We start from the raw sequence: 21,318 nt of genomic DNA, 5'->3' as shown, positions 1-21,318 counted from the left end.
ACATTTTTTCACATATTTGACGCCCTGCGATACTAAACTTACCACTTTTTCAGTGGCGTCCTATAAGTGGTGAGAAACAAGCTAGTATCAGTGGTGGGAGCCAATCCCCCATCTGATATAGCCTCCGGCAGGATTACAGAGGTGCGCAGTTGAAGTATGTCATGCAATTGCATGACGCGCACCTCGCAACAAGAATGCCGGAGCATTCTTGAATTTTGTAGGACGTGAGATCACCAAGAACGGTCTGGTAGACAAGAAAGCAGAGATTGAGGCATCCCAGAAACTGATTGAAGATTGTGGACTTCACGTATCACCGAAGGCACTGCTCAGAAATCTGACCGTAGCACAGTGTCAGCTGATAGAGATCATCAAAGCGATTTCCGTAAATGCGAAAGTAATCGTTATGGATGAGCCGACAACTTCTATTACAGATAAGGGAGTACATATTTTATTTGACCATATCAATCGATTAAAAGCGAAGGGAGTAGCGATCATTTATATCTCCCACCGAATGGATGAGATTTTTACCATCTGTGACAGAATCAGCGTTTTCCGAGATGGGCAGTATATCGGATGCGGCGAGGTAAAAGATCTGGACGAGCCACAGCTGATCAAAATGATGGTTGGACGAGAGACCACAGATGTGTTCCTGAAACTGGAAGCCAAGATCGGTGATGTAATGTTCGAAGCAAAACACATCGTGCGCGACAAGAAAGTAAAAGATATCAGCATTTCCGTAAGATCCGGTGAGATTCTTGGAATCGCAGGTCTGGTAGGAGCCGGACGAAGCGAACTGATGGAAGGCGGAACAATGAAGCAGAAATCAATAGCAAAACAGCACAATATAAGTGAATATTTTATCGTTATCATTTTCATTGCACTGGTTGTAGTACTTGGATTATTAAATCACAATTTCTTATCCGGTGGCAATATCGTAAACATTTTGAAACAGACATCCATTGTCGGAATCCTTTCATTTGGTATGATGTTCGTTATCATCTGCGGCGGATTTGATATGTCAGTCGGATCAATCATCGCATTTACCGGTATTCTGGCAGCGATGTTAGGACAGGGAAATCTTCCACTGATCGTTCCATTCATCGTAGCCTGCCGGGCAGGACTTGGTGTAGGAATTGTAAACGGTGTCGGTGTAGCAGTCGGAAACTTACCACCATTCATCATGACACTTGGTACGATGACAGCGGTTCGAGGACTTGCACTGTTAACCTCAAACGGAAAACCGATCACTGGTATTTCAGAAGGATACAAAAAAGTTACATCTTTAATGTTATTCGGAAAAATTCCGATGCTGGCAGTATTCTTTATCATTGTAATTGCAGTATGTTCTTTCGTACTTGCAAAAACAGTATTTGGTCGTCGGGTATTCTCCTGTGGTGGTAACTTACAGGCAGCAAGAGTAGCTGGTATCAATACAACATTTATCCGCATTGCAGTATTTGCAGCAAGCGAAGAGCCAGACGTTCATGAGATGGTTCAGGCTGCATTTGCAGGAAAGAGACTGGAGCTGTTCAAAGAGAACTGCCAGTGTGATGAGATTCTGAAAGCAGTAGAGGATGCATTGAAATAACAAACAAAAACCTGCCGGCAGTTGTCAGTATAGAATGAAAAAGTTTGTTAATGAGCAAGATAGTATACCAAAATAGTATACCAAAATAATGCAAAATTGCAAAAAACAATGGAAAAAATGCAAAAAAATCGATGTTAAAATGCGTGAAAATGATTGCGATATTAAAAAATGCAAAAAAAGTAACCACTAAAAATTGTGTATATTATACAAAGAAATGGCGAATAGTATAAAAATAATTGACATATATGATATGCGGAAGTATATTACAAGCAGAAAGTATATTATTTCAAAAATGGTATACAATTTAGCGAACGAATGAAAGGAGCGCATTATGTTGACAGAAAAAAGAGTACATGAATTAAAAGTATTTGCGGAAGAAATTCGCGTCGAGACATTAAAAATCATTCACTCAAGAGGTTTCGGACACGTAGGTGGTTCCATGTCACTGGCAGATGCCATGGCAGTTCTGTACGGAGAAGTAATGAATGTCCGTCCGGAAGAACCGCGTTGGGAAGACAGAGATTGGTTTGTATTATCAAAGGGACATGGCGGACCGGTTATGTATGCAACTTTAGGACTGAAAGGTTTTTATCCGGTAGAGGATGCATACACACTGAACCAGCCGCATACAAGATTCCCATCCCACACAGACCGTCGTATGACACCGGGTGTTGATCTGACCACCGGTTCTCTTGGACAGGGAATGAGCGAGGCAGTAGGTGCAGCGCTTGCAAATAAAATGAAAGGCAAAACAAGCCACGTATTCGTCACAGTAGGTGATGGAGAGGCAGACGAAGGACAGATCTGGGAAGGTGCACAGTTTGCAGCACATTATAAATTGGATCATCTGATCTGTCTGATCGATGATAACAAACGACAGCTTGACGGTACCTGTGAGCAGGTTATGGGTCATGCAAAAGGAATTGGCGCAAAATTCGATGCTTTTGGATGGAATGTGATCAATGTAGCAGACGGAAATGATGTTTCACAGATTTACGATGCAGTAATGGCAGCATACGAGACAGAAGGAAAACCAACCTGTATCGTATTAAATACGATCAAAGGAAAAGGTGCAACTTTTGCAGAACCGATCGGAGCACATTCATCTCAGCCGTCGGAAGAGGAATGGGAAGAAGCAATCAAGGCAGCAGAAGAAAGACTTGCTGCAGTACGTGCTCAGTAAAGGAGGAAGCGATTATGAGTTATACATTGATAGGTGAACATAAAAAAGATGCAAGAGCAAATCGTGATGGTTATATCGCTGCAATGACAGAGTTGATGGAAAATGATCCGACAATCGTACATGTAGACTGTGATCTGGGCGGGTGTATCAACGTAGGAAAACTTCAGGCGAAATTCCCCGACAGAGTATTCAATGCCGGAATCGCAGAGCAGAATGCTGTTGGTGTTGCTTCCGGTATGGCAGCAGCAGGCATGAAAGCATTCGTACATTCCTTTGGATGTTTCGCAGCACGCCGTTGCTTTGACCAGGCGTTTCTGGCAGCCGGTTATTCTCAGGTTCCGGTACATATCATCGGCTCCGATCCGGGTGTAACCGCAGCGTTCAACGGTGCAACACATATGCCGTTCGAGGATGGCGCTTTATATATGACTGTTCCAGGCGCGGTTGTCATTGATTCCTGTGATTATGTACAGACAAAATCTCTGACAAAGAAACTGGCAGAGTATCCGAAGTTAAGCTATATGCGTCTGATCCGTAAAAATTTCAAAACCATTTATGCAGATGGTTCAGAGTTTGAAATCGGAAAAGGCGTTACCTTAAAAGATGGAAAAGATATAACAATCATTGCTTCCGGAATTATGCTGGATGAAGCATTACGTGCAGAAGAAATTTTAAGCGCAGAAGGTATTTCTGCCCGCGTGATCGATATGCATACATGGAAACCGATCGATGAGGAACTGATCTGCAAGGCAGCAGAAGAGACAGGATGCATCGTTACCGCAGAGAATCATCAGGTTGGATGCGGACTTGGTTCCGCAGTTGCAAACGTTCTGGTTGCAAACAAACCGGTTCCGATGGAGCGTGTTGGTATTCAGGACCGTTTCGGTCAGGTTGGTCCACAGGATTTCCTGATGAAAGAGTACAATCTGATGGCAGAAGATATCGTAGAGGCAGTAAAGAAAGTTATTTCCAGAAAGTAAAGGGAAGCCAGACCGGAGGTATAGGTATAATGAAAACTTTAATGTTGAAACCGGATATTTATAATTATGATACTGCAAAAGAGTTTGCAGAGGATTTTATGTTGGGTGAGGGAGATTTAGTTGTTACAAACGAATATATTTACAATCCGTATTTCGGAGATCTGAATCTGAAATGTGATGTGATTTTTCAGGAAAAATACGGCATGGGAGAGCCATCCGATGATATGGTAGAGGCAATGTGCCGCGATATCAAAGGTGAGCACAAACGTGTCATCGCCATTGGTGGTGGAACAGTTCTGGACATTTCCAAACTGTTTGCACTCCGTCAGGTATCACCGGTTCTGGATCTGTATGACGGAGAAATCCCGGCAGTGAAAAATAAAGAGCTGGTTCTGGTACCGACTACCTGTGGTACTGGAAGTGAGGTAACAAACATTGCAATTCTGGCATTGAACAGCCGTGGAACCAAAAAAGGTTTGGCAGTGGATGACATGTATGCAGATGAGGCAGTTCTGATTCCGGAACTGTTAAAAGGACTTCCGTTTGGCGTATTCGCAACAAGTTCTATTGATGCCCTGATCCATGCTATCGAGTCCAGTCTTTCCCCGAAGGGAAATGAGACAACCAGAATGTTTGGTTACCGTGCCATCGAAATGATCCTGACCGGATACATGAAGATCGCAAAAGAAGGCAAAGAGGCAAGAATCCCGTTATTAAATGATTTCCTTATGGCAAGTAACTATGCTGGTATCGCATTCGGAAATGCAGGTTGTGCAGCAGTTCACGCATTAAGTTATCCGCTGGGCGCTACCTTCCATGTACCGCACGGAGAAGCAAATTATGCAATGTTTACCGGTGTTATGAATAACTACATGGAGATCAAGACAGACGGTGAGATTGAAAAACTGAATAATTACATTGCCGGAATCTTTGGATGTGATGCAGCAAATGTATATGAGGAACTGGAAAAATTACTGAATACGATCATTCAGAAGAAACCGTTGCATGAGTATGGTATGACAGAGGCTCAGATTGATGAGTTTACGGATTCCGTTATCGAAAACCAGCAGCGTCTGTTAGTAAATAACTTTGTATACTTAGACAGAGACCGTATTCGCAAGATTTATACAGAACTGTTCTAAAGCCGGATTGTGTATAGATAAAAACAGGGGTAAAAAAGATGGATTGGAAGATTACATATAAAGATCGCATCTGTACTGCAAAAGAAGCAGTATCCCATATCAAATCAGGTGACAGAGTCGCTGTAGCACATGCCTGCAGCGAGCCTGTCATTCTGACAGATGCTATGGTAGAAATCGCAGATGAGATGAACTGGAAAGATATCGAAGTGGTACATATGGTTGCCATGGGAAAAGCAGGTTACTGCGCACCGGAGATGGCAAAGCATTTTCGGCATAACGCATTGTTTGCCGGTGGTTCCACAAGAAAAGCGATTGAAGAAGGCAGAGCGGATTTTACACCGATCTTCTTCTCAGAAGCACCGGAATATTTCCGGACACAGGCACCGCCAGATGTAGCGTTGATTCAGGTAAGTGAGCCGGATGCACAGGGTTACTGTTCCTTTGGCGTATCCTGTGATTATACAAAGACATGTGCAGAGACAGCAAAATTAAGAATCGCACAGGTAAATCCGAAAATGCCGCGTGTGCACGGAGATAATTTTATCCATGTCAGCAAACTGGATTACATTGTGGCAGAGAGCAGTGATCTGATTCAGCTTCCACCGCCAAAGATCGGGGAAGTTCAGAAAAAGATTGGTGAACACGTTGCTTCACTGGTAAAAGACGGTGACTGCCTGCAACTTGGAATCGGTGCGATCCCGGATGCAGTATTACTGTTTTTGAAAGATAAAAAAGATCTTGGTATCCACAGTGAAATGTTTTCCGATGGTGTGGTAGAGCTGATCGAAGCAGGTGTGATCACAAATGCACGCAAACAGATCCAGAAAGGACAGTGCGTGGCAACTTTCCTGATGGGAACAGATCGTTTATATAATTATGTAAATGATAATCCGAGTGTCAATCTGATGCCGGTAGATGTGGTCAATGATCCGAAAGTCATCTGCCAGAACGATAATGTAGTTTCCATAAACTCTTGTGTAGAAGTAGATCTGATGGGGCAGGTGGCAAGTGAATCCGTAGGAATGAAGCAGATTTCCGGTGTCGGTGGTCAGGTAGACTTTGTCCGGGGCGCAAATATGTCAAAGGGCGGTCGTACGATCATGGCAATGCCGGCAACCGCAGCAAAAGGAACGATTTCCAAGATTGTTCCGCTGTTGGCAGAAGGCGCAGCTGTTACTACAAGCCGGTGTGATGTGGATTATGTTGTGACCGAATACGGCGTTGCACAGTTACACGGAAAATCATTGCGGGAGAGAGCGAAAGCGCTGATCAATATTGCGGCACCGGAGTTTCGGGAAGCATTGGGTGCGGAATACGAAAAGAGATTCCATGAAAAATTAGAGATCGCTTAAAAACAGAGATTGATATTTATATTATTATAGGAAGATTCTGAGAATAGGATAATTGTTTCGTTTAGTTAGATATGGAACTCATATTGAGATGAAATATGACGGAAAATAGCAGGAAGAGCAGGGAACTGATATGAAAAAAATTGCAGTTTTGACAAGTGGCGGAGATGCACAGGGCATGAACGCGGCAATCTATGGCATATTTGGAAGAGCACAGGAATTGGGATATGAACTGTATGGCATCCGCAATGGATATGCGGGATTGTTACGGGAAGATATCGTAAAACTTCACAGAGAAGATGTGCGGCATATTGTTGCAAAAGGCGGAACGATTCTGGGAACTGCCCGTTGTGATGAGTTCAAAGAACTTTCCGTGCAGAAGAAAGCTGCAGACATCTGCCGAAAATATGGGATCAGTGATCTCATTGTAATCGGTGGAGATGGTTCTTATCAGGGAGCTTACTGTCTTTCTAAGCAGGGAATCGGCGTAGTCGGTGTTCCGGGAACCATCGATCTGGATATCGGTTGTACGGAATACACGATTGGTTTTGATACGGCGGTCAATATTGCAGTGGAAGCCATTGACCGTATCGCAGATACCTCAGAAGCACATTCCTGTTTCAGCGTGGTAGAAGTAATGGGACGGCGTGCCGGATTTATCGCTCTGTGGAGCGGCATTGCAGGATCAGCAAGAGCTATTTTTGCAGACAGCAATACAACGGCAGAACAGATCGTAGACCATTTACGAAAATATCATTTTACTTCCGGAACAATCGTGCTGGCAGAGGGCGCAGGAAAAGCAGAGCCGATGGCAGAGATCATCGAGCGGGAATTACATGTACATACCCGTGCAAATGTGCTTGCTTTTATCCAGCGCGGAGGCAATCCGACAGCAAAAGACCGTGTCTATGGAAGTATGATGGGAGCTTATGCGGTAGACTTGATCAAAGAAGGCAAAAACCATCATCTGGTCTGTGTGAAACACGATGAACTGTGTGGTGTAGAAATCAGTGAAGGTATGAAACAGACCAAAGAATGTTCCGCATATCTGGCACATTTAGGTCGGACATTAAGTTGTATCTGATCGAATCGTGCATAACAGCAGATTTTTAAATAGCAATTCAGATAACTCATGGATATAATATAACCCTTTCGTAAAAAAAAGTATCGCACGACAATACGATACTTCTTTTTACATTATAAATGTTTATATTTTTTATTAGGAACAAAAGCAGTTCATACTTAACATTTGCTGCGCATCAATCTTACCAGCATATTGATCCTTTTACACTTGTTATTTCACTATGTAGATTAGAAAGTGATTCTATTTTTTCTTCGCAGGCGATTGTTAGCCGCGGAGACAAAATGGAATCATTTTCTTTCACAAAAGTACATGAAAAACACATAAGAAATCCATTGTATACAGTTCTCTTTTGTATTAAAATCTGTACATTGTAAAAAAAGTGTGCTATACTTTTTAAATCTGTCTGGACACAGACAGAATACAAATGAGTTGAGAGGTTAAAAAATGTTAGAAATTATCAAATCGGTGAACTCCGTGGTGAACAATTTCATCTGGGGTGTGCCTGCCATGATCTGCATTATCGGAGTGGGTCTTCTGCTCAGTGTGCGGACAAAATTCTTACAGATTCGTAAATTTCCATATGCAATGAAACAGACCATTGGAAAAATTTTTGATAAAAAGGATGCTTCCGATGGAGCCATGACTCCGTTCCAGGCAGTCTGTACGGCGCTGGCGGGAACCGTCGGAACCGGAAATATCGCCGGTGTTGCCGGAGCAATCGCTATCGGTGGTCCGGGTGCGGTATTCTGGATGTGGATTTCCGCGTTGCTTGGTATGTGTACCAAGTTTTCCGAGGTAACCCTTGCGGTACATTTTCGTGAGAAAAACGCAGTGGGAGACTGGGTTGGCGGTCCGATGTATTATATTAAGAACGGACTGAAAAAACACTGGCACTGGCTTGCGTTTTTGTTTGCCCTGTTTGGTGTATTAACCGTATTTGGAACCGGTAATGCCACACAGGTAAATACAATCACAACAGCGATTGATTCCGCGTTACTGAGTTTCAATATTATTCCGGAAAGTTCTACAAAAGTTGTCAATCTGGTGATGGGTATTATTGTTGCCATTTTAGTAGCCATGATCCTGCTTGGCGGTGTAAAACGTATCGGTCGTGTTACTGAACGTCTGATTCCGTTCATGGCATTATTATATATCGTACTTGCGTTTGGCGTTATTATTTTAAATATCGACCGTGTGCCTGGAGTATTTCATTCTATTATTGACGGTGCATTCCATCCGGCTTCTGTGACCGGTGGTATCGTAGGAAGCTTTTTCCTGAGTATGAAAAAAGGTGTAGCCCGCGGTATTTTCTCCAACGAGGCAGGTCTTGGTACTGGTTCCATTGCCCATGCATGTGCAGACACTGGAGAACCGGTAAAACAGGGTATGTTCGGTATTTTTGAAGTATTTACTGATACGATTCTGATCTGTACACTGACTGCTATGGTTATTCTGTGCAGTGGTATCCCGGTTGGATATGGCGCAGATGCAGGTGCAGAGCTGACTATTTCCGGATTTACCGCTACATATGGTAACTGGGTATCTATTTTTACCGCCATCGCGCTTTGCTGTTTTGCATTTTCCACTATTATCGGATGGGGACTGTACGGTTCACGTTGTATGGAGTACCTGTCTTCTGAAAAATGGGTAAAACCGTTTATGGTCGTTTATGCACTGGTGGCAATCGTTGGTGCAACCATGGACCTTGGTATGCTCTGGAGCATTGCAGAGACATTCAACGGTCTGATGGCGATCCCGAACCTGATCGCGTTGTTCCTGTTGTCGGGTACGGTTGTGAAGCTGGTAAAGGACTATTTTGCAAGACAACATAAGTAGTCATTTTCATTATATATGTCCTTATATATTAGAAAAAAGAATAACATCAGGGATTGATATTTTTTTGACATAGTATAACCACCATGCTATATTTTAGAGCGGCAAAGGTGCCAGAGTATTTGGGTTGAGGTACTCCTGGCACCTTTTTTGCGAGAAAAAAGAGCAGGAGGATGTTATGGAAAACAACCAGACAAATGAGAAACAGCAGGATTACGAGCTTCAGGCGGTACCTGACAGCGCAAGAAAAGGTTTTCTGCCAATGTTTATGATCATGATGGGCTTTACCTTTTTCTCCGCCAGCATGAGTGTCGGCGGTCAGCTTGGTATTGGTCTGAACATGACAAAATTTATATGGGCTTTGCTCATCGGTAATGCGATTCTTGGCGTATATACCGGTATTCTTGGTTACATGGGATGCAAGACAGGACTTACCCTGGATCTGATGGCGAGACATGCTTTCGGAAAGAAAGGTTCCTGGCTTTGTTCCGCAATTATTACATTTACACAGATGGGATGGTTTGGCGTAGGTATCGCAATGTTTTCCATTCCGGTTGCAGAGCTGACTGGTATTCCGGTAGTAGTTCTTGTTATTCTGTCTGGTGGTCTTATGACAGCTTCTGCTTATTTTGGTATTAAATCTCTGGAGATCGTAAGCTGGATCGCAGTTCCGGCAGTCGGAATTCTGGGATGCATTTCTGTAGGACTTGGTGTCTCTTCTATGGGCGGACTTGGTGGTCTGTTTGCAGCAGAACCGCAGAATCCGATCACACTGGCAACAGCCATTACACTGGTTGTAGGTTCTTTCGTCAGTGGTGGTACAACAACCCCGAACTATACACGTTTTGCAAAAACAAGAAAAATCGCAGTTATCGCAACAGTTATCGCGCTCTTTATAGGAAACTCCCTGATGTTCGTATTCGGTGCAGTAGGTGGTTCCGTAGCAGGACAGGCAGATATTTTCTATATTATGATTGCACAGGGTTTAGCACTTCCGGCTATCATTGTACTTGGATTAAATATCTGGACCACAGCCGATAACGGATTATATTCCTGTGGACTTGGACTTTCCAATATTACAGGATGCTCCAAAAAGAAAATGGTATTAGTCAGCGGTATCATCGGAATCGTAGCTTCTGTATGGTTATACTATAACTTTACTTCCTGGCTTACTTTCATGGGATATGCGATCTCTCCGGTTGGTGGTGTGGTAATCACTGATTACTTCATGCATCAGAGACGTTATCAGGAAAATGACACAACAAATATGAAAACCGTAAAATGGTATGCAATCATTGCCGTTGTTGCAGGTGCTATCGTTGGACTGAAAGTACCGGTTGGTATCGGTTCTATCAATTCCATCGTTGCAGCATGCGTCATTTACTTTATTGGAAGCAAAATCTGTGATAAAGAAAAATAAAGAATGATTTGTCAGATAAACCTTCCTATATCAAAGTATTACTGCTAATTGTATGAATACGAGTATAAAGCTGAACACAGGAAGGGTGACAGGGGGGTACAAAATATGAACAGAGGAAATGTATTTGGAATCAATGGAAAAATTGAGACAGAATGCCTGACCGTTGTTGGTGCGCAGTATGCGCCCATCGGTGCCATGAATATGGAAGACGTAGACCGCAATACAGAAACGCTGCTTTCTTTTATGGATCGGGCTTCCGGTGGCTTTCCGGGCTTTGATCTGTTTGTAGCACCGGAAGCGTGCATTCAGGGTTTCCCGCAGTTTGGATGGGAAAATGCGCTGCTTACCATGGACAGTTCGCAGATTAAGAAGTTTCAGAAAAAATGTGCGGAACTGGAAGTGTACGGAGTGTTTGATTTCCTGCTTCGGGTGGATGAACAGAACAATTACACCAATACCGCCATTGTGATCAATGACAAAGGTGAGATCATTCACCGCTATGATAAAATGAATCCGTGGATTCCTTTTGAGGGTTCCATTCCGGGACGCAGCTGTACCGTATGTGACGGACCGAAAGGTGCAAAATTTGGCATTATCATCTGTGCGGATGGCGATTATCCGGAAATGTGGCGGGAAGCAGCCGTGCAGGGCGCAAATGTGATCATCCGTCCGACCCATTACATGGATCCGTGGCAGAACGCATGGGAGATCACCAATAAATCCGGTGCTTATTTTAATCAGGTGTACGTAGTGGCAGTCAACTGTTCTGGAACAGCGGAAAATGAGAATTTTTCCTGCTTTGGACGAAGCATGATCTTGGGACCGGACGGAAACGTGATCTGTGAGGGCGCAAACGGAGCACCATCTATGATCAAGGCGGATCTGTATCCGGGCATTATCGATGCAATGCGCAGTCAGGCGGTTCATTCCGCACCGATGTATTCTTATGCGCACCGGGGCGCATCCAGTCATCCGTATGCAGGAAAGGGGCTGGATACTTCGGATTACACAGCTTATAAGCGAGGTGACAACGATGGCACAGTTTAAAGGAATGTTACATTTACTGCACAAGCGGATGGCAGATATTTCCTATCCCATCAGCAAACAGGAGATTCTGGAACAGATCGGGGATGAAATCGTGAAAGCAGGTGCAGATCAGTACCTGAGTGTACGGGAGATCCTAGCACCGATCCGTCAGGAGACATTTTCCTGTGCGGCAGAGTTTTACTGTGCATTGCTTGGGGCATAGAAGGCATAAATAACAGAAGGATAAGAACAGATATGATTCTGTCTTTTCGCAAATAGAGAAATTGAGAAACTCCTCAAAACGGGTATCAAAAACGGTATCGGTTTTGGGGAGTTTTTTGCACGTGAGTCATAGTTACCCTGAATAAGCAAAAAATAAAAAACATTATTGACACCTAACACACGTTGCTTTATACTAAAAAAAGATAGAGAAAGGAAATCTAGTATGCAGGCAACAGAATTAGAAAAGACGGAAAACTATTACAGAACGCAGATGCAGAAAGATCGGATCGTTGACAGATTAAAAGAGAACGGATGCCGTATCACAAAACAGCGCATGATTTTACTGGATGTGATTCTGAGTGGAAACTGCACCAGCTGCAAAGAGATTTATTATAAAGCATCCAAATTAGATCCGAAGATCGGAACAGCGACCGTATATCGTATGGTGAACCTGTTAGAACAGATCGGTGCCATCAGCCGGGTGAATCTGTATGAGGTGACCTGTGAGACCGGCGCAAAACGGGAAGAGCATGTGATCGAACTGGATGACAGTTCTGTGCGTGTGCTGACAGAACCGGAGTGGATGCGCGTGATCGAACGGGGATTGCGGGCGTGCGGATACATTGACCGACAGAATGTGCGGACAGTAAAAGCAGGCATGGTATAAAAAAAACTTGCATCTTTGTAAATAGTGTGATAAATTATTAATTAAGAATATGTAGTATGTTGTAAGAGTGGGCGCGAGTCCACTCTTAGTTGTTGTATAGTGAAATCTGAGAAAGAAGGTGACAAAGATGTCAAAACGCGAAGATTATGAAGCACGTACAGAAGCCTTATTACTTCCGATCATGGAAGAAATGAATTTTGAACTGGTAGATGTGGAATATGTAAAAGAGGGAAGCACCTGGTATTTACGCGCCTACATCGATAAAGAGGGCGGCATTACCGTCAATGATTGTGAGGCAGTTGCCCGCAGAATGAACGATCTGCTGGATGAGAAGGATTTTATTGCCGATTCTTATGTATTCGAGGTAAGTTCCCCGGGACTTGGCAGACCGCTGAAAAAAGAAAAAGATTATGTGAGAAGTATGGGAAAAGAATTAGAGATCCGTACTTATCGTGCAATCAACCGTCAGAAAGAATTTTATGGAATTCTGACCGGATATACAGAAGATACCGTAACGATTCAGCCGGAGGAAGGTGAAGCACTTACTTTCCAGAAAAACGAGATCGCACTGATCAGACTGGCATTTGATTTTTAGAACAGGAGGAAAAAGGAAAAAATGGCAAAAAGCAGCAAGAGCAAAAAAAATGCTGAGAGCAGAGAGTTACTGGAAGCATTGACAATTTTAGAAAAAGAAAAAAATATCAGCAAGGATACATTACTGGAAGCAATTGAGAACTCACTGCTGACAGCATGTAAAAACCATTTTGGAAAAGCTGACAATATCAAAGTTACCATCGATCCGGAGACTTGTGAGTTTCATGTTTACGCTGAGAAAACCGTCGTACAGGAAGTGACAGATCCGCTGACAGAGATCAGCTTTGCAGAGGCAATGATGATCGGCGGTGGTCATGGACTTGGCGATGTGATCCATGAGGAGATCCAGTCCAAAGATTTCGGACGTATCGCAACACAGAATGCAAAGAATGTTATTTTACAGAAAATCCGTGAGGAAGAGCGCAAAGTGATCTTTGATCAGTATTATGGAATGTCCAAAGATATTGTAACCGGTATCGTTCAGCGTTATATTGGAAACAATGTAAGTATTGACCTTGGTAAAGTGGACGCTGTCCTCAGTGAAAACGAGATGATCCCGGGCGAGACATTTGAGCCGACCGAGCGTATCAAAGTATATGTGATCGATGTAAAATCTACTTCCAAAGGACCGAAAGTACTTGTATCCAGAACACATCCGGAACTGGTAAAACGTCTGTTTGAGGCAGAGGTTGCAGAGGTTCGTGACGGTATCGTTGAGATCAAGAGCATTGCCCGTGAGGCAGGAAGCCGTACAAAGATGGCAGTATGGTCCAATGATCCGGACGTTGATCCGGTAGGCGCATGCGTTGGTATGAACGGTGCCCGTGTCAATGCCATTGTAGAAGAGTTAAACGGTGAGAAGATCGATATCATCAACTGGAATGAGAACCCGGCTATGCTCATTGAGAATGCATTAAGCCCGGCAAAAGTTATCTCCGTTATTGCAGATGCAGAGGAGAACAAGGCAAAAGTTGTTGTTCCGGATTATCAGCTTTCCCTGGCAATCGGTAAAGAAGGTCAGAATGCACGTCTGGCAGCCCGCCTGACCGGATTCAAGATCGACATCAAGAGTGAGACACAGGCAAGAGAAGCCGGTGACTTCATGGATTATGAAGAAGATTACGAGGATGAAGAATTAAACGACATCGATCTGGAAGATATGAATGAGGAGTATCATCCGACAGATGCTTCCGATGACGATGGATTCATTAATATTCCGGAAATCGAAGATGAGGATGGAGAGAATGAATAAGAAAAGTCCGATGCGCATGTGTGTGGGATGTCACGAAATGCGGGAAAAAAGAGAAATGATCCGTGTTTTGAAAATGCAGGACAATACCTTTTGTATTGACGCGGCAGGTCGCAAAAACGGCCGCGGAGCATATTTGTGCAAAAAGATGGAGTGTCTGGATCAGGCAGTCCAGAATCACGGATTGGAACGTTCGTTCAAAATGAGTATACCAAAAGAAATTATTGCGGAATTGACAGAGGAGATGAAAACGATTGCAGAATAACAGGATTTTATCAGGTCTGGGGCTTGCACAGAAAGCCGGATGCATTGCCAGTGGAGAATTTGCGGTGGAGAAAGCCGTCAAAGGCGGTCTGGCGTGTGTTGTGATCGTGGCAGAAGATGCTTCCGATAATACAAAGAAGAAAATGAGAAATATGACAGATTTTTATGAAACCCCTCTGTATATCTATGGAAGTAAAGATGATCTTGGTCATTGCATCGGCAAGGAGTACCGCTCTATGGTAGCGATCCTGCAGCCGGGCTTTGCCAAATCTGTCATGAAGCAGTTAGATAACAGACCAACAACTGAATAGGGAGGAACTAGAATGGCAAAAATCAGAGTTCATGAAATAGCAAAAGAATATAATGTACCGGCAAAGGATGTAATGACTTTCCTGGAAGGACATAATATAGAAGTAAGCAGCCATATGAGTACACTGGAAGACAATGCGGTTGCATTAGTCAGAGGAAAATATGGAAAGAGTGGCGAGGCAGACGCAGATAAAAAAGAGCGTCCGAAGAAAAAATCAAGCATTTCTGCTGTATACAATCCGCAGAACAGCAAGATGAGCAATCGTCGTTCCAATAACGGAAACAGAAACGGGGATCGTCCGCAGCGCCAGAATGGAGATCGTCCACAGCGTGCAAACGGAGAGAACCGTCAGCGCCAGGATGGTGACCGTCCACGTTACGACAATCGTCAGCGTCAGAACGGTGACAGACCACAGCGTCAGAATGGAGATCGTCCACGTTACGACGGCGACCGTTCCCAGCGCCCAAATGGTGACCGTCCGGCAAGAAACGGTGATCGTCCACAGAGAAGATATGGTGACAGACCGGCAAGACAGGAAAATGGTGATAGAAATGGCCGTTATGAAAGAAAAGACAACAATAATCAAAAAGGCTTCCAGGGTAATCGCGGCGGTGGTAATAATTTTGGAGGTAATCGAAACAATCGACAGGACAATTCAGGCCGTTCGAGAGAATCGAGAGGACGCTTAGATCACGATATTTCACGTATGAACCGTGACAACAAGGCGTCCATCGAGGAATTGCGCGGAAAAGAGAATACACACGTAAATAAAAAGAAAAACAAACAGGATTACGAAAGAAAGAACCGTAAACAGGAGCAGTACGTAAACCTGGAGAAGAAGACGGGACACAAAAAACGGAATGCACAGCCACAGCCGCAGGCAGAAAAGAAGACAGATGAAGTTCGCAGCATTTCCCTGCCGGAAGTTATGACCGTTCGTGAGCTGGCAGAGCGTATCGATGTACCGGCTTCCAAAGTCGTAGAAAAATTATTCATGCAGGGTATTCTTGCAACTGTAAACCAGGAAGTTGATTACGAGAAAGCAGAAGAGATCGCACTGGAGTTCAACTGCATCGCTGAGCCGGAAGAGAAAGTAGATGTTATCGCTGAACTTCTGAAAGAGGAAGAAGAGGATGAAAACACACTGGTTTCCAGACCGCCGGTTGTATGTGTTATGGGACACGTTGACCATGGTAAAACTTCTCTGCTGGATGCCATTCGTGAGACTCATGTAACTGATCGCGAGGCAGGTGGTATCACACAGCATATCGGTGCATCTGTCGTACAGATCAACGGACAGAAGATCACATTCCTTGATACACCGGGTCATGAGGCATTTACAGCTATGCGTATGCGTGGAGCAAATTCTACGGATATCGCAATCCTGGTAGTTGCTGCTGATGACGGAATCATGCCGCAGACTATTGAGGCGATCAGCCATGCAAAAGCAGCAGGCATTGAGATCATTGTAGCCATCAACAAGATTGATAAAGAGAGCGCAAATATCGATTATGTAAAACAGGGTCTTGCAGAGCAGGGACTGATCCCGGAAGACTGGGGTGGAAGCACCATCTGTGTACCGGTATCTGCACGTACCGGAGAAGGCATCACAGAACTTCTTGAGATGGTACTGCTGACAGCAGATATTCTTGAGCTGAAAGCAAATCCGAAGAGAAAAGCCCGTGGTCTTGTTATCGAAGCACAGCTGGATAAAGGACGTGGTGCAGTTGCAACCGTTCTGGTTCAGAAAGGTACCTTAAAAGTCGGAGAGCCGATCGCAGCAGGAAGCAGCTATGGTAAAGTACGTGCCATGATCGATGATAAGGGAAGACGTGTCAAAGAGGCAGGTCCTTCTACACCGGTTGAGATCCTTGGTCTGAACAGTGTTCCGAATGCAGGTGAAGTATTCGTTGCATGTGATTCTGATAAGGACGCAAGAAGCTTTGCAGATACTTTTGTATCCCAGAACAGAGAGAAAATGCTTGAGGAGACCAGATCCAGAATGTCTCTGGATGATCTGTTCTCACAGATTCAGACTGGCAACTTAAAAGAGCTGGAACTGATCGTAAAAGCAGACGTTCAGGGTTCTGTAGAGGCAGTAAAACAGAGTTTGACCAAACTTTCCAACGAGGAAGTAGTTGTAAAAGTAATCCATGGCGGTGTTGGTGCCATCAACGAGTCCGATGTTTCTCTGGCTTCCGCATCCAATGCGATCATCATTGGATTTAACGTAAAACCGGATGCAACTGCAAAAGCAACTGCAGAGCAGGAGCATGTAGACATTCGTCTGTACTCCGTTATTTACAAAGCAATTGAGGATATCGAGGCAGCAATGAAAGGTATGCTGGATCCGATCTTTGAGGAGAAAGTCATCGGTCATGCAGAAGTTCGCCAGATCTTCAAAGCTTCCGGTGTCGGCAACATTGCCGGTTCTTACATTCTGGATGGTGTATTTGAGCGTAACTGCAAAGTTCGTATCACAAGAGAAGGAAAACAGATCTTCGAGGGTGATTTAGCTTCCCTGAAACGTTTCAAAGACGATGTCAAAGAAGTAAAAGCCGGATATGAATGTGGTCTTGTATTTGAAGGATTTAACGACATTGCAGAGTTTGATGTCGTAGAAGCATATAAGATGGTAGAAGTACCAAGATAGTCTGGAGATGACAGAATATGAGAAAAAACAGTATTAAAAATACCCGTTTAAATGAAGAAGTAATGCGTGAGTTATCTACGATCATCCGCAATGAGATCAAGGACCCGCGTATTCATCCGCTGACCACCGTGTCAGCGGTACAGGTTGCTCCGGATCTGAAAACCTGCAAGGTTTATATCAGTGTACTGGGTGACAAAAAAGAAAAAGAGGATACCATTCAGGGATTGAAAAATGCAGCAGGCTATGCGAGACGTTGTCTTGCACAGTCCCTGAATCTCAGAAATACACCGGAACTTCGGTTTATTCTGGATGAGTCCATTGAATATGGCATTGAGATGTCAAAGAAGATTGATGCATTAACAGGTGGCAGCAAAGAGGAAGAGTAAGAGGATGGACATGATTTCATTAGATTCATATTTGGAAGGAATCCATACAGTAGCTATTTCCGGTCATATCCGGCCGGATGGCGACTGTGTGGGCTCCTGCCTGGCAGTATATAATTATATTTGTGACAATTATCCGGACATTATGGCGGATGTGTATCTGGAGACAATACCGGACAAATTTCTGTTTTTGAAAAATGCGAACAAGATTCGCCATATTCGTGAGACAGACGGTAAAAAAGAATACGATCTGTTTATTGCCCTGGATTGCGGGGATGCAGGTCGTCTGGGATTGGCAGGACAGTATTTTGAGGTGGCAAAAAGCACATTTTGTGTAGATCATCATATCAGTAACCAGTCTTTTGCTGATTTTAACTATATTTTCCCAAATGCAAGCTCTACCTGTGAACTGGTTTATCAGCTTTTAGATAGCAGCAAGATCACAAAAGAGATTGCCGAGTGTATTTATCTTGGAATCGTGCATGATACAGGTGTGTTTCAATATTCCTGCACCTCATCGAAGACGATGGAGATTGCGGGAAAACTGATGGATAAGGGCATTGATTATTCCCGGATCGTAGACGAGACATTCTATATCCGTACTTTTGCGCAGCAGCAGATTCTTGGAAAGGCACTGATGGATGCGGAGCTGCATTTTGACGGAATGTGTATTTCCAGTGTGATCAAGCGCAAACAGCTGGAAAAATTTCATGTGGAACCAAAAGATCTGGATGGAATTGTAAGTACCCTGCGTTCTACCACGGGCGTAGAGGCTGCTGTGTTTGTATATCCGAATGAAAATGATACTTATAAAGTCAGTCTTCGTTCCGCTTCTTATGTGGATGTGGCAGCGATCGCCGTAGAATTTGGCGGCGGCGGACATTGCCGGGCAGCCGGTGCGTCCATCGAGGGAAAACCGGATGACATCCTCAAAAAAGTACTTGCAAAAGTCAGAAAGCAGTTAAAGACAAAAGAGGAAGATGGATGTACAACGGAATCATAAATGTATACAAGGAAAAAGGATATACTTCTTTTGATGTAGTGGCGCGGATGCGCGGGATCTGTGGACAGAAGAAAATCGGTCATACCGGGACGTTAGATCCGGATGCGGAAGGCGTGCTGCCAGTCTGCCTTGGAAAAGCAACGAAAGTCTGTGATATGCTGACCGATTCGGATAAGGTATATCGTGCAGTCATGCAGCTTGGCGTGGAAACGGATACACAGGATCTGACGGGAACCATTTTAAAAGAAGTGGATACTTCCGGTCTTATGGAACAGAAGGTTATGGATGCGGTGATGCAGTTTGAAGGCGAGATCCATCAGGTTCCGCCAATGTATTCCGCATTGAAAGTAAATGGAAAGAAACTGTGTGATCTGGCCAGAGCCGGTGTCACTGTGGAGCGGAAAGCCCGTCCGGTGACGATTTATAAGATTCAGGTGGAAAACATAGCACTTCCGTACGTAACAATGACGGTTTCCTGTTCCAAGGGTACTTACATTCGTACGTTGTGTCATGACATTGGACAGAAACTTGGCTGCGGTGCGGCTATGAAAAGCCTTGTCCGTCTTCAGGCAGCAGGATATCGCATGGAAGATGCATATAAGCTGGACACCTTACAGGAATATAAAGAAGCTGGCACATTAAAAGATGTGGTGACCCCGATCGAACATGTATTTGAAGTGTATCCGGTGCTGACAGCAAAGCCGGAATTTGACATTATGTTAAAAAATGGCAATAAGATGGCGCTGCAGCAGTTTCAGGAAACGATAAAACCGGAACCGGAAATGAAAGTGCGTGTCCGGATGTCGGATGGACGTTTTGCAGCCGTTTATGAATATCGGGAAGATCTTGGACTGTTCCGTCCGTCAAAAATGTTTTTGGAGGATTAACGAGTAAGGATGAAATATATAAAAGATACATTGGATTTTAAAATTGAAGAACCTTCGGTTATCACTCTGGGCAAGTTTGACGGTCTGCACAGCGGACACCGTTATCTGATGGAGGCTATGCAGAAAGGCAAGGAGCAGGGGCTCAAATGTGTGATCTTTACCTTTGATATTCCACCGAAAGCGATTCACAAAGGTACGTACAATGTGTTATCTACGAATGAAGAAAAAGCACATATTTTCGCAGAAGCGGGAGTGGATTATCTGATCGAATGCCCGTTTACCGATGACTTCCGTCAGCTTTCTCCCTATGCATTTTTGCAGATGCTGAAAGAGAAGATCAATGTAAAAATGATCGTGGCAGGCACGGATTTTCATTTTGGATATCAGCGTGCCGGTTCCTTTCGGGAATTACAGCAGTATGCGGATGATCTGGGCTATGAGGCAGTGATCGTTAAGAAAAAACAGTACAAAGGCGAGGATATCAGCAGTACGAGAATCCGTAAGGAGATCGCAGAAGGAAATATGGAAGAAGCCAATTATCTGCTGGGCTATTCTTATTTTCTCACCGGCCCGGTGCTTCACGGCAACGAGATCGGACGGACCATCGGAATCCCGACAGCAAATCAGCGCCCGGAAGAATTTAAACTGCTTCCACCAAAGGGTGTGTATGCAGTGGAGATTCTGGCAGAAGGAAAACAGTATGACGGTATCAGCAACGTGGGATGCAAGCCGACCATTGAAGGGGTCAATCCTATGGGCGTAGAGACATTTTTGTTTGACTACTCAGGCAATCTGTACGGAAAGGACATCAAAGTGTCTTTCCTGAAGTTTATCCGCCCGGAGCGGAAATTTGGTTCTCTGGCAGAATTAAAGGCACAGATGGACCGGGATATTTTGGTTTGTAAGGAATATCTGAAAAATGTGCATGAAGCATAAAAAGAGATAGCAGATGATTTTTGGTAAGTCTGACGGTGGATGATTTTGCAGAAAGTGGTTTACAAGTCAGATTGAATATGATATATTGATTAGGCGTGAGTAAAAAGCCCATACTCAGTACCCGGACACTCCGACCGGTACTTAGTAAACACGCGTGATTGGGCGATTATAAAAAATAAAGGAGGAAATCAAGATGATTTCAAAAGAAAAAAAAGCAGCGATTATGGCAGAGTATGGTAGAACACCAAACGATACAGGATCACCGGAAGTACAGATCGCAATCTTAACAGCAAGAATCCAGGAGCTCACAGAGCATCTGAAAGAGAACCCGAAGGATCATCATTCCAGAAGAGGTCTTCTGAAAATGGTTGGTCAGAGACGTGGTATGCTTGCTTACCTTCAGAAAAAAGATCTGGAAGGTTATCGTGCACTGATCGCAAAATTAGGCATCAGAAAATAATAACAGGATAGCTGTCAGAATAGAGCGGAATTTCCGCTCTATTTTGGATTGGCGGGAGGGTTTATCCGAGACCGCTGATGTGTGC

General features: G+C 44.1%; 21 protein-coding genes. All 21 read left to right on the top strand.

Annotated elements, in window-relative coordinates:
• Positions 1-208 precede the first annotated feature (208 nt).
• The 21 genes from DXB15_RS17210 to rpsO all read left to right on the top strand — a co-directional run bounded on the left by DXB15_RS17210 (position 209) and on the right by rpsO (position 21,233).
• A complete protein-coding gene (locus DXB15_RS17210) occupies positions 209-1,588 on the top strand; it encodes an ABC transporter permease subunit (RefSeq protein ID WP_243115601.1) in 1,380 nt (459 codons plus the stop codon).
• A gap of 331 nt (positions 1,589-1,919) precedes the next feature.
• A complete protein-coding gene (locus DXB15_RS06040; protein WP_118702323.1) occupies positions 1,920-2,771 on the top strand; it encodes a transketolase in 852 nt (283 codons plus the stop codon).
• A gap of 14 nt (positions 2,772-2,785) precedes the next feature.
• A complete protein-coding gene (locus DXB15_RS06035; RefSeq protein ID WP_118702322.1) occupies positions 2,786-3,751 on the top strand; it encodes a transketolase family protein in 966 nt (321 codons plus the stop codon).
• A gap of 29 nt (positions 3,752-3,780) precedes the next feature.
• Positions 3,781-4,893 carry a 4-hydroxybutyrate dehydrogenase gene (locus DXB15_RS06030; RefSeq protein WP_118702321.1) on the top strand — a complete coding sequence of 371 codons (1,113 nt, stop codon included), beginning with the start codon at positions 3,781-3,783 and terminating at the stop codon, positions 4,891-4,893.
• Positions 4,894-4,931: 38 nt separating this feature from the next.
• Positions 4,932-6,245: an acetyl-CoA hydrolase/transferase family protein gene (locus DXB15_RS06025; RefSeq protein WP_118702320.1), complete on the top strand. Its 1,314-nt coding sequence runs from the start codon at positions 4,932-4,934 to the stop codon at positions 6,243-6,245.
• A gap of 130 nt (positions 6,246-6,375) precedes the next feature.
• Positions 6,376-7,326, top strand: coding sequence for an ATP-dependent 6-phosphofructokinase (locus tag DXB15_RS06020; RefSeq protein WP_118702319.1), 951 nt, complete (start codon positions 6,376-6,378; stop codon positions 7,324-7,326).
• A 444-nt stretch (positions 7,327-7,770) separates the two neighbouring features.
• The gene (locus DXB15_RS06015) at positions 7,771-9,162 is read left to right on the top strand and encodes an alanine/glycine:cation symporter family protein (protein WP_109215624.1); all 1,392 of its coding nucleotides are present in this window, start codon (positions 7,771-7,773) and stop codon (positions 9,160-9,162) included.
• Between the two features lie 175 nt (positions 9,163-9,337).
• Positions 9,338-10,579 carry a cytosine permease gene (gene codB / locus DXB15_RS06010; RefSeq protein WP_118702318.1) on the top strand — a complete coding sequence of 414 codons (1,242 nt, stop codon included), beginning with the start codon at positions 9,338-9,340 and terminating at the stop codon, positions 10,577-10,579.
• Between the two features lie 105 nt (positions 10,580-10,684).
• Positions 10,685-11,626, top strand: coding sequence for a nitrilase-related carbon-nitrogen hydrolase (locus DXB15_RS06005; protein ID WP_118702317.1), 942 nt, complete (start codon positions 10,685-10,687; stop codon positions 11,624-11,626).
• On the top strand, positions 11,613-11,828 hold the full coding sequence (locus DXB15_RS06000) for a DUF5789 family protein (protein ID WP_109215621.1): 216 nt from the start codon (positions 11,613-11,615) through the stop codon (positions 11,826-11,828). The genes DXB15_RS06005 and DXB15_RS06000 overlap by 14 nt, the downstream gene beginning before the upstream one ends.
• Positions 11,829-12,050: 222 nt before the next feature.
• Entirely contained in the window at positions 12,051-12,494 is a 444-nt protein-coding gene (locus DXB15_RS05995) for a transcriptional repressor (RefSeq protein ID WP_242979833.1), read from the top strand.
• 127 nt (positions 12,495-12,621) lie between these two features.
• Complete coding sequence (gene rimP / locus DXB15_RS05990) at positions 12,622-13,089, top strand: ribosome maturation factor RimP (RefSeq protein ID WP_109215620.1); 468 nt, start codon at positions 12,622-12,624, stop codon at positions 13,087-13,089.
• Positions 13,090-13,110: 21 nt separating this feature from the next.
• On the top strand, positions 13,111-14,340 hold the full coding sequence (gene nusA / locus DXB15_RS05985; RefSeq protein WP_109215619.1) for a transcription termination factor NusA: 1,230 nt from the start codon (positions 13,111-13,113) through the stop codon (positions 14,338-14,340).
• Positions 14,333-14,602 carry an RNase P modulator RnpM gene (gene rnpM, locus DXB15_RS05980; RefSeq protein ID WP_109215618.1) on the top strand — a complete coding sequence of 90 codons (270 nt, stop codon included), beginning with the start codon at positions 14,333-14,335 and terminating at the stop codon, positions 14,600-14,602. Before nusA ends, rnpM begins: the two co-directional genes overlap by 8 nt.
• The gene (locus DXB15_RS05975; protein WP_109215617.1) at positions 14,592-14,912 is read left to right on the top strand and encodes a L7Ae/L30e/S12e/Gadd45 family ribosomal protein; all 321 of its coding nucleotides are present in this window, start codon (positions 14,592-14,594) and stop codon (positions 14,910-14,912) included. Before rnpM ends, DXB15_RS05975 begins: the two co-directional genes overlap by 11 nt.
• A gap of 12 nt (positions 14,913-14,924) precedes the next feature.
• Positions 14,925-17,564 carry a translation initiation factor IF-2 gene (gene infB, locus DXB15_RS05970; RefSeq protein ID WP_118702316.1) on the top strand — a complete coding sequence of 880 codons (2,640 nt, stop codon included), beginning with the start codon at positions 14,925-14,927 and terminating at the stop codon, positions 17,562-17,564.
• Between the two features lie 17 nt (positions 17,565-17,581).
• A complete protein-coding gene (gene rbfA, locus DXB15_RS05965; RefSeq protein WP_109215615.1) occupies positions 17,582-17,950 on the top strand; it encodes a 30S ribosome-binding factor RbfA in 369 nt (122 codons plus the stop codon).
• 10 nt (positions 17,951-17,960) lie between these two features.
• On the top strand, positions 17,961-18,950 hold the full coding sequence (locus DXB15_RS05960; protein WP_109215632.1) for a DHH family phosphoesterase: 990 nt from the start codon (positions 17,961-17,963) through the stop codon (positions 18,948-18,950).
• Entirely contained in the window at positions 18,932-19,837 is a 906-nt protein-coding gene (truB, locus tag DXB15_RS05955; protein WP_118702315.1) for a tRNA pseudouridine(55) synthase TruB, read from the top strand. The genes DXB15_RS05960 and truB overlap by 19 nt, the downstream gene beginning before the upstream one ends.
• A 9-nt stretch (positions 19,838-19,846) precedes the next feature.
• Entirely contained in the window at positions 19,847-20,773 is a 927-nt protein-coding gene (locus DXB15_RS05950; RefSeq protein ID WP_118702314.1) for a bifunctional riboflavin kinase/FAD synthetase, read from the top strand.
• 193 nt (positions 20,774-20,966) lie between these two features.
• Complete coding sequence (gene rpsO, locus DXB15_RS05945; RefSeq protein ID WP_022036754.1) at positions 20,967-21,233, top strand: 30S ribosomal protein S15; 267 nt, start codon at positions 20,967-20,969, stop codon at positions 21,231-21,233.
• Positions 21,234-21,318 lie beyond the last annotated feature (85 nt).

It is taken from the genome of Roseburia sp. OM02-15 (assembly GCF_003481835.1).
GTDB lineage: Bacteria > Bacillota > Clostridia > Lachnospirales > Lachnospiraceae > Eubacterium_I > Eubacterium_I ramulus_A.
Note: the sequence above shows the minus strand (reverse complement) of the source record. Positions and strands in the feature narration are given on the sequence as shown.

What these genes read in the sequence shown, in the direction of transcription:
- DXB15_RS06040 (WP_118702323.1), top strand. Translation starts at nt 1,920, where the DNA reads ATGTTGACAGAAAAAAGAGTACATGAATTAAAAGTATTTGCGGAAGAA.
- DXB15_RS06035 (WP_118702322.1), top strand. Translation starts at nt 2,786, where the DNA reads ATGAGTTATACATTGATAGGTGAACATAAAAAAGATGCAAGAGCAAAT.
- DXB15_RS06030 (WP_118702321.1), top strand. Translation starts at nt 3,781, where the DNA reads ATGAAAACTTTAATGTTGAAACCGGATATTTATAATTATGATACTGCA.
- DXB15_RS06025 (WP_118702320.1), top strand. Translation starts at nt 4,932, where the DNA reads ATGGATTGGAAGATTACATATAAAGATCGCATCTGTACTGCAAAAGAA.
- DXB15_RS06020 (WP_118702319.1), top strand. Translation starts at nt 6,376, where the DNA reads ATGAAAAAAATTGCAGTTTTGACAAGTGGCGGAGATGCACAGGGCATG.
- DXB15_RS06015 (WP_109215624.1), top strand. Translation starts at nt 7,771, where the DNA reads ATGTTAGAAATTATCAAATCGGTGAACTCCGTGGTGAACAATTTCATC.
- codB (WP_118702318.1), top strand. Translation starts at nt 9,338, where the DNA reads ATGGAAAACAACCAGACAAATGAGAAACAGCAGGATTACGAGCTTCAG.
- DXB15_RS06005 (WP_118702317.1), top strand. Translation starts at nt 10,685, where the DNA reads ATGAACAGAGGAAATGTATTTGGAATCAATGGAAAAATTGAGACAGAA.
- DXB15_RS06000 (WP_109215621.1), top strand. Translation starts at nt 11,613, where the DNA reads ATGGCACAGTTTAAAGGAATGTTACATTTACTGCACAAGCGGATGGCA.
- DXB15_RS05995 (WP_242979833.1), top strand. Translation starts at nt 12,051, where the DNA reads ATGCAGGCAACAGAATTAGAAAAGACGGAAAACTATTACAGAACGCAG.
- rimP (WP_109215620.1), top strand. Translation starts at nt 12,622, where the DNA reads ATGTCAAAACGCGAAGATTATGAAGCACGTACAGAAGCCTTATTACTT.
- nusA (WP_109215619.1), top strand. Translation starts at nt 13,111, where the DNA reads ATGGCAAAAAGCAGCAAGAGCAAAAAAAATGCTGAGAGCAGAGAGTTA.
- rnpM (WP_109215618.1), top strand. Translation starts at nt 14,333, where the DNA reads ATGAATAAGAAAAGTCCGATGCGCATGTGTGTGGGATGTCACGAAATG.
- infB (WP_118702316.1), top strand. Translation starts at nt 14,925, where the DNA reads ATGGCAAAAATCAGAGTTCATGAAATAGCAAAAGAATATAATGTACCG.
- rbfA (WP_109215615.1), top strand. Translation starts at nt 17,582, where the DNA reads ATGAGAAAAAACAGTATTAAAAATACCCGTTTAAATGAAGAAGTAATG.
- DXB15_RS05960 (WP_109215632.1), top strand. Translation starts at nt 17,961, where the DNA reads ATGATTTCATTAGATTCATATTTGGAAGGAATCCATACAGTAGCTATT.
- truB (WP_118702315.1), top strand. Translation starts at nt 18,932, where the DNA reads ATGTACAACGGAATCATAAATGTATACAAGGAAAAAGGATATACTTCT.
- DXB15_RS05950 (WP_118702314.1), top strand. Translation starts at nt 19,847, where the DNA reads ATGAAATATATAAAAGATACATTGGATTTTAAAATTGAAGAACCTTCG.
- rpsO (WP_022036754.1), top strand. Translation starts at nt 20,967, where the DNA reads ATGATTTCAAAAGAAAAAAAAGCAGCGATTATGGCAGAGTATGGTAGA.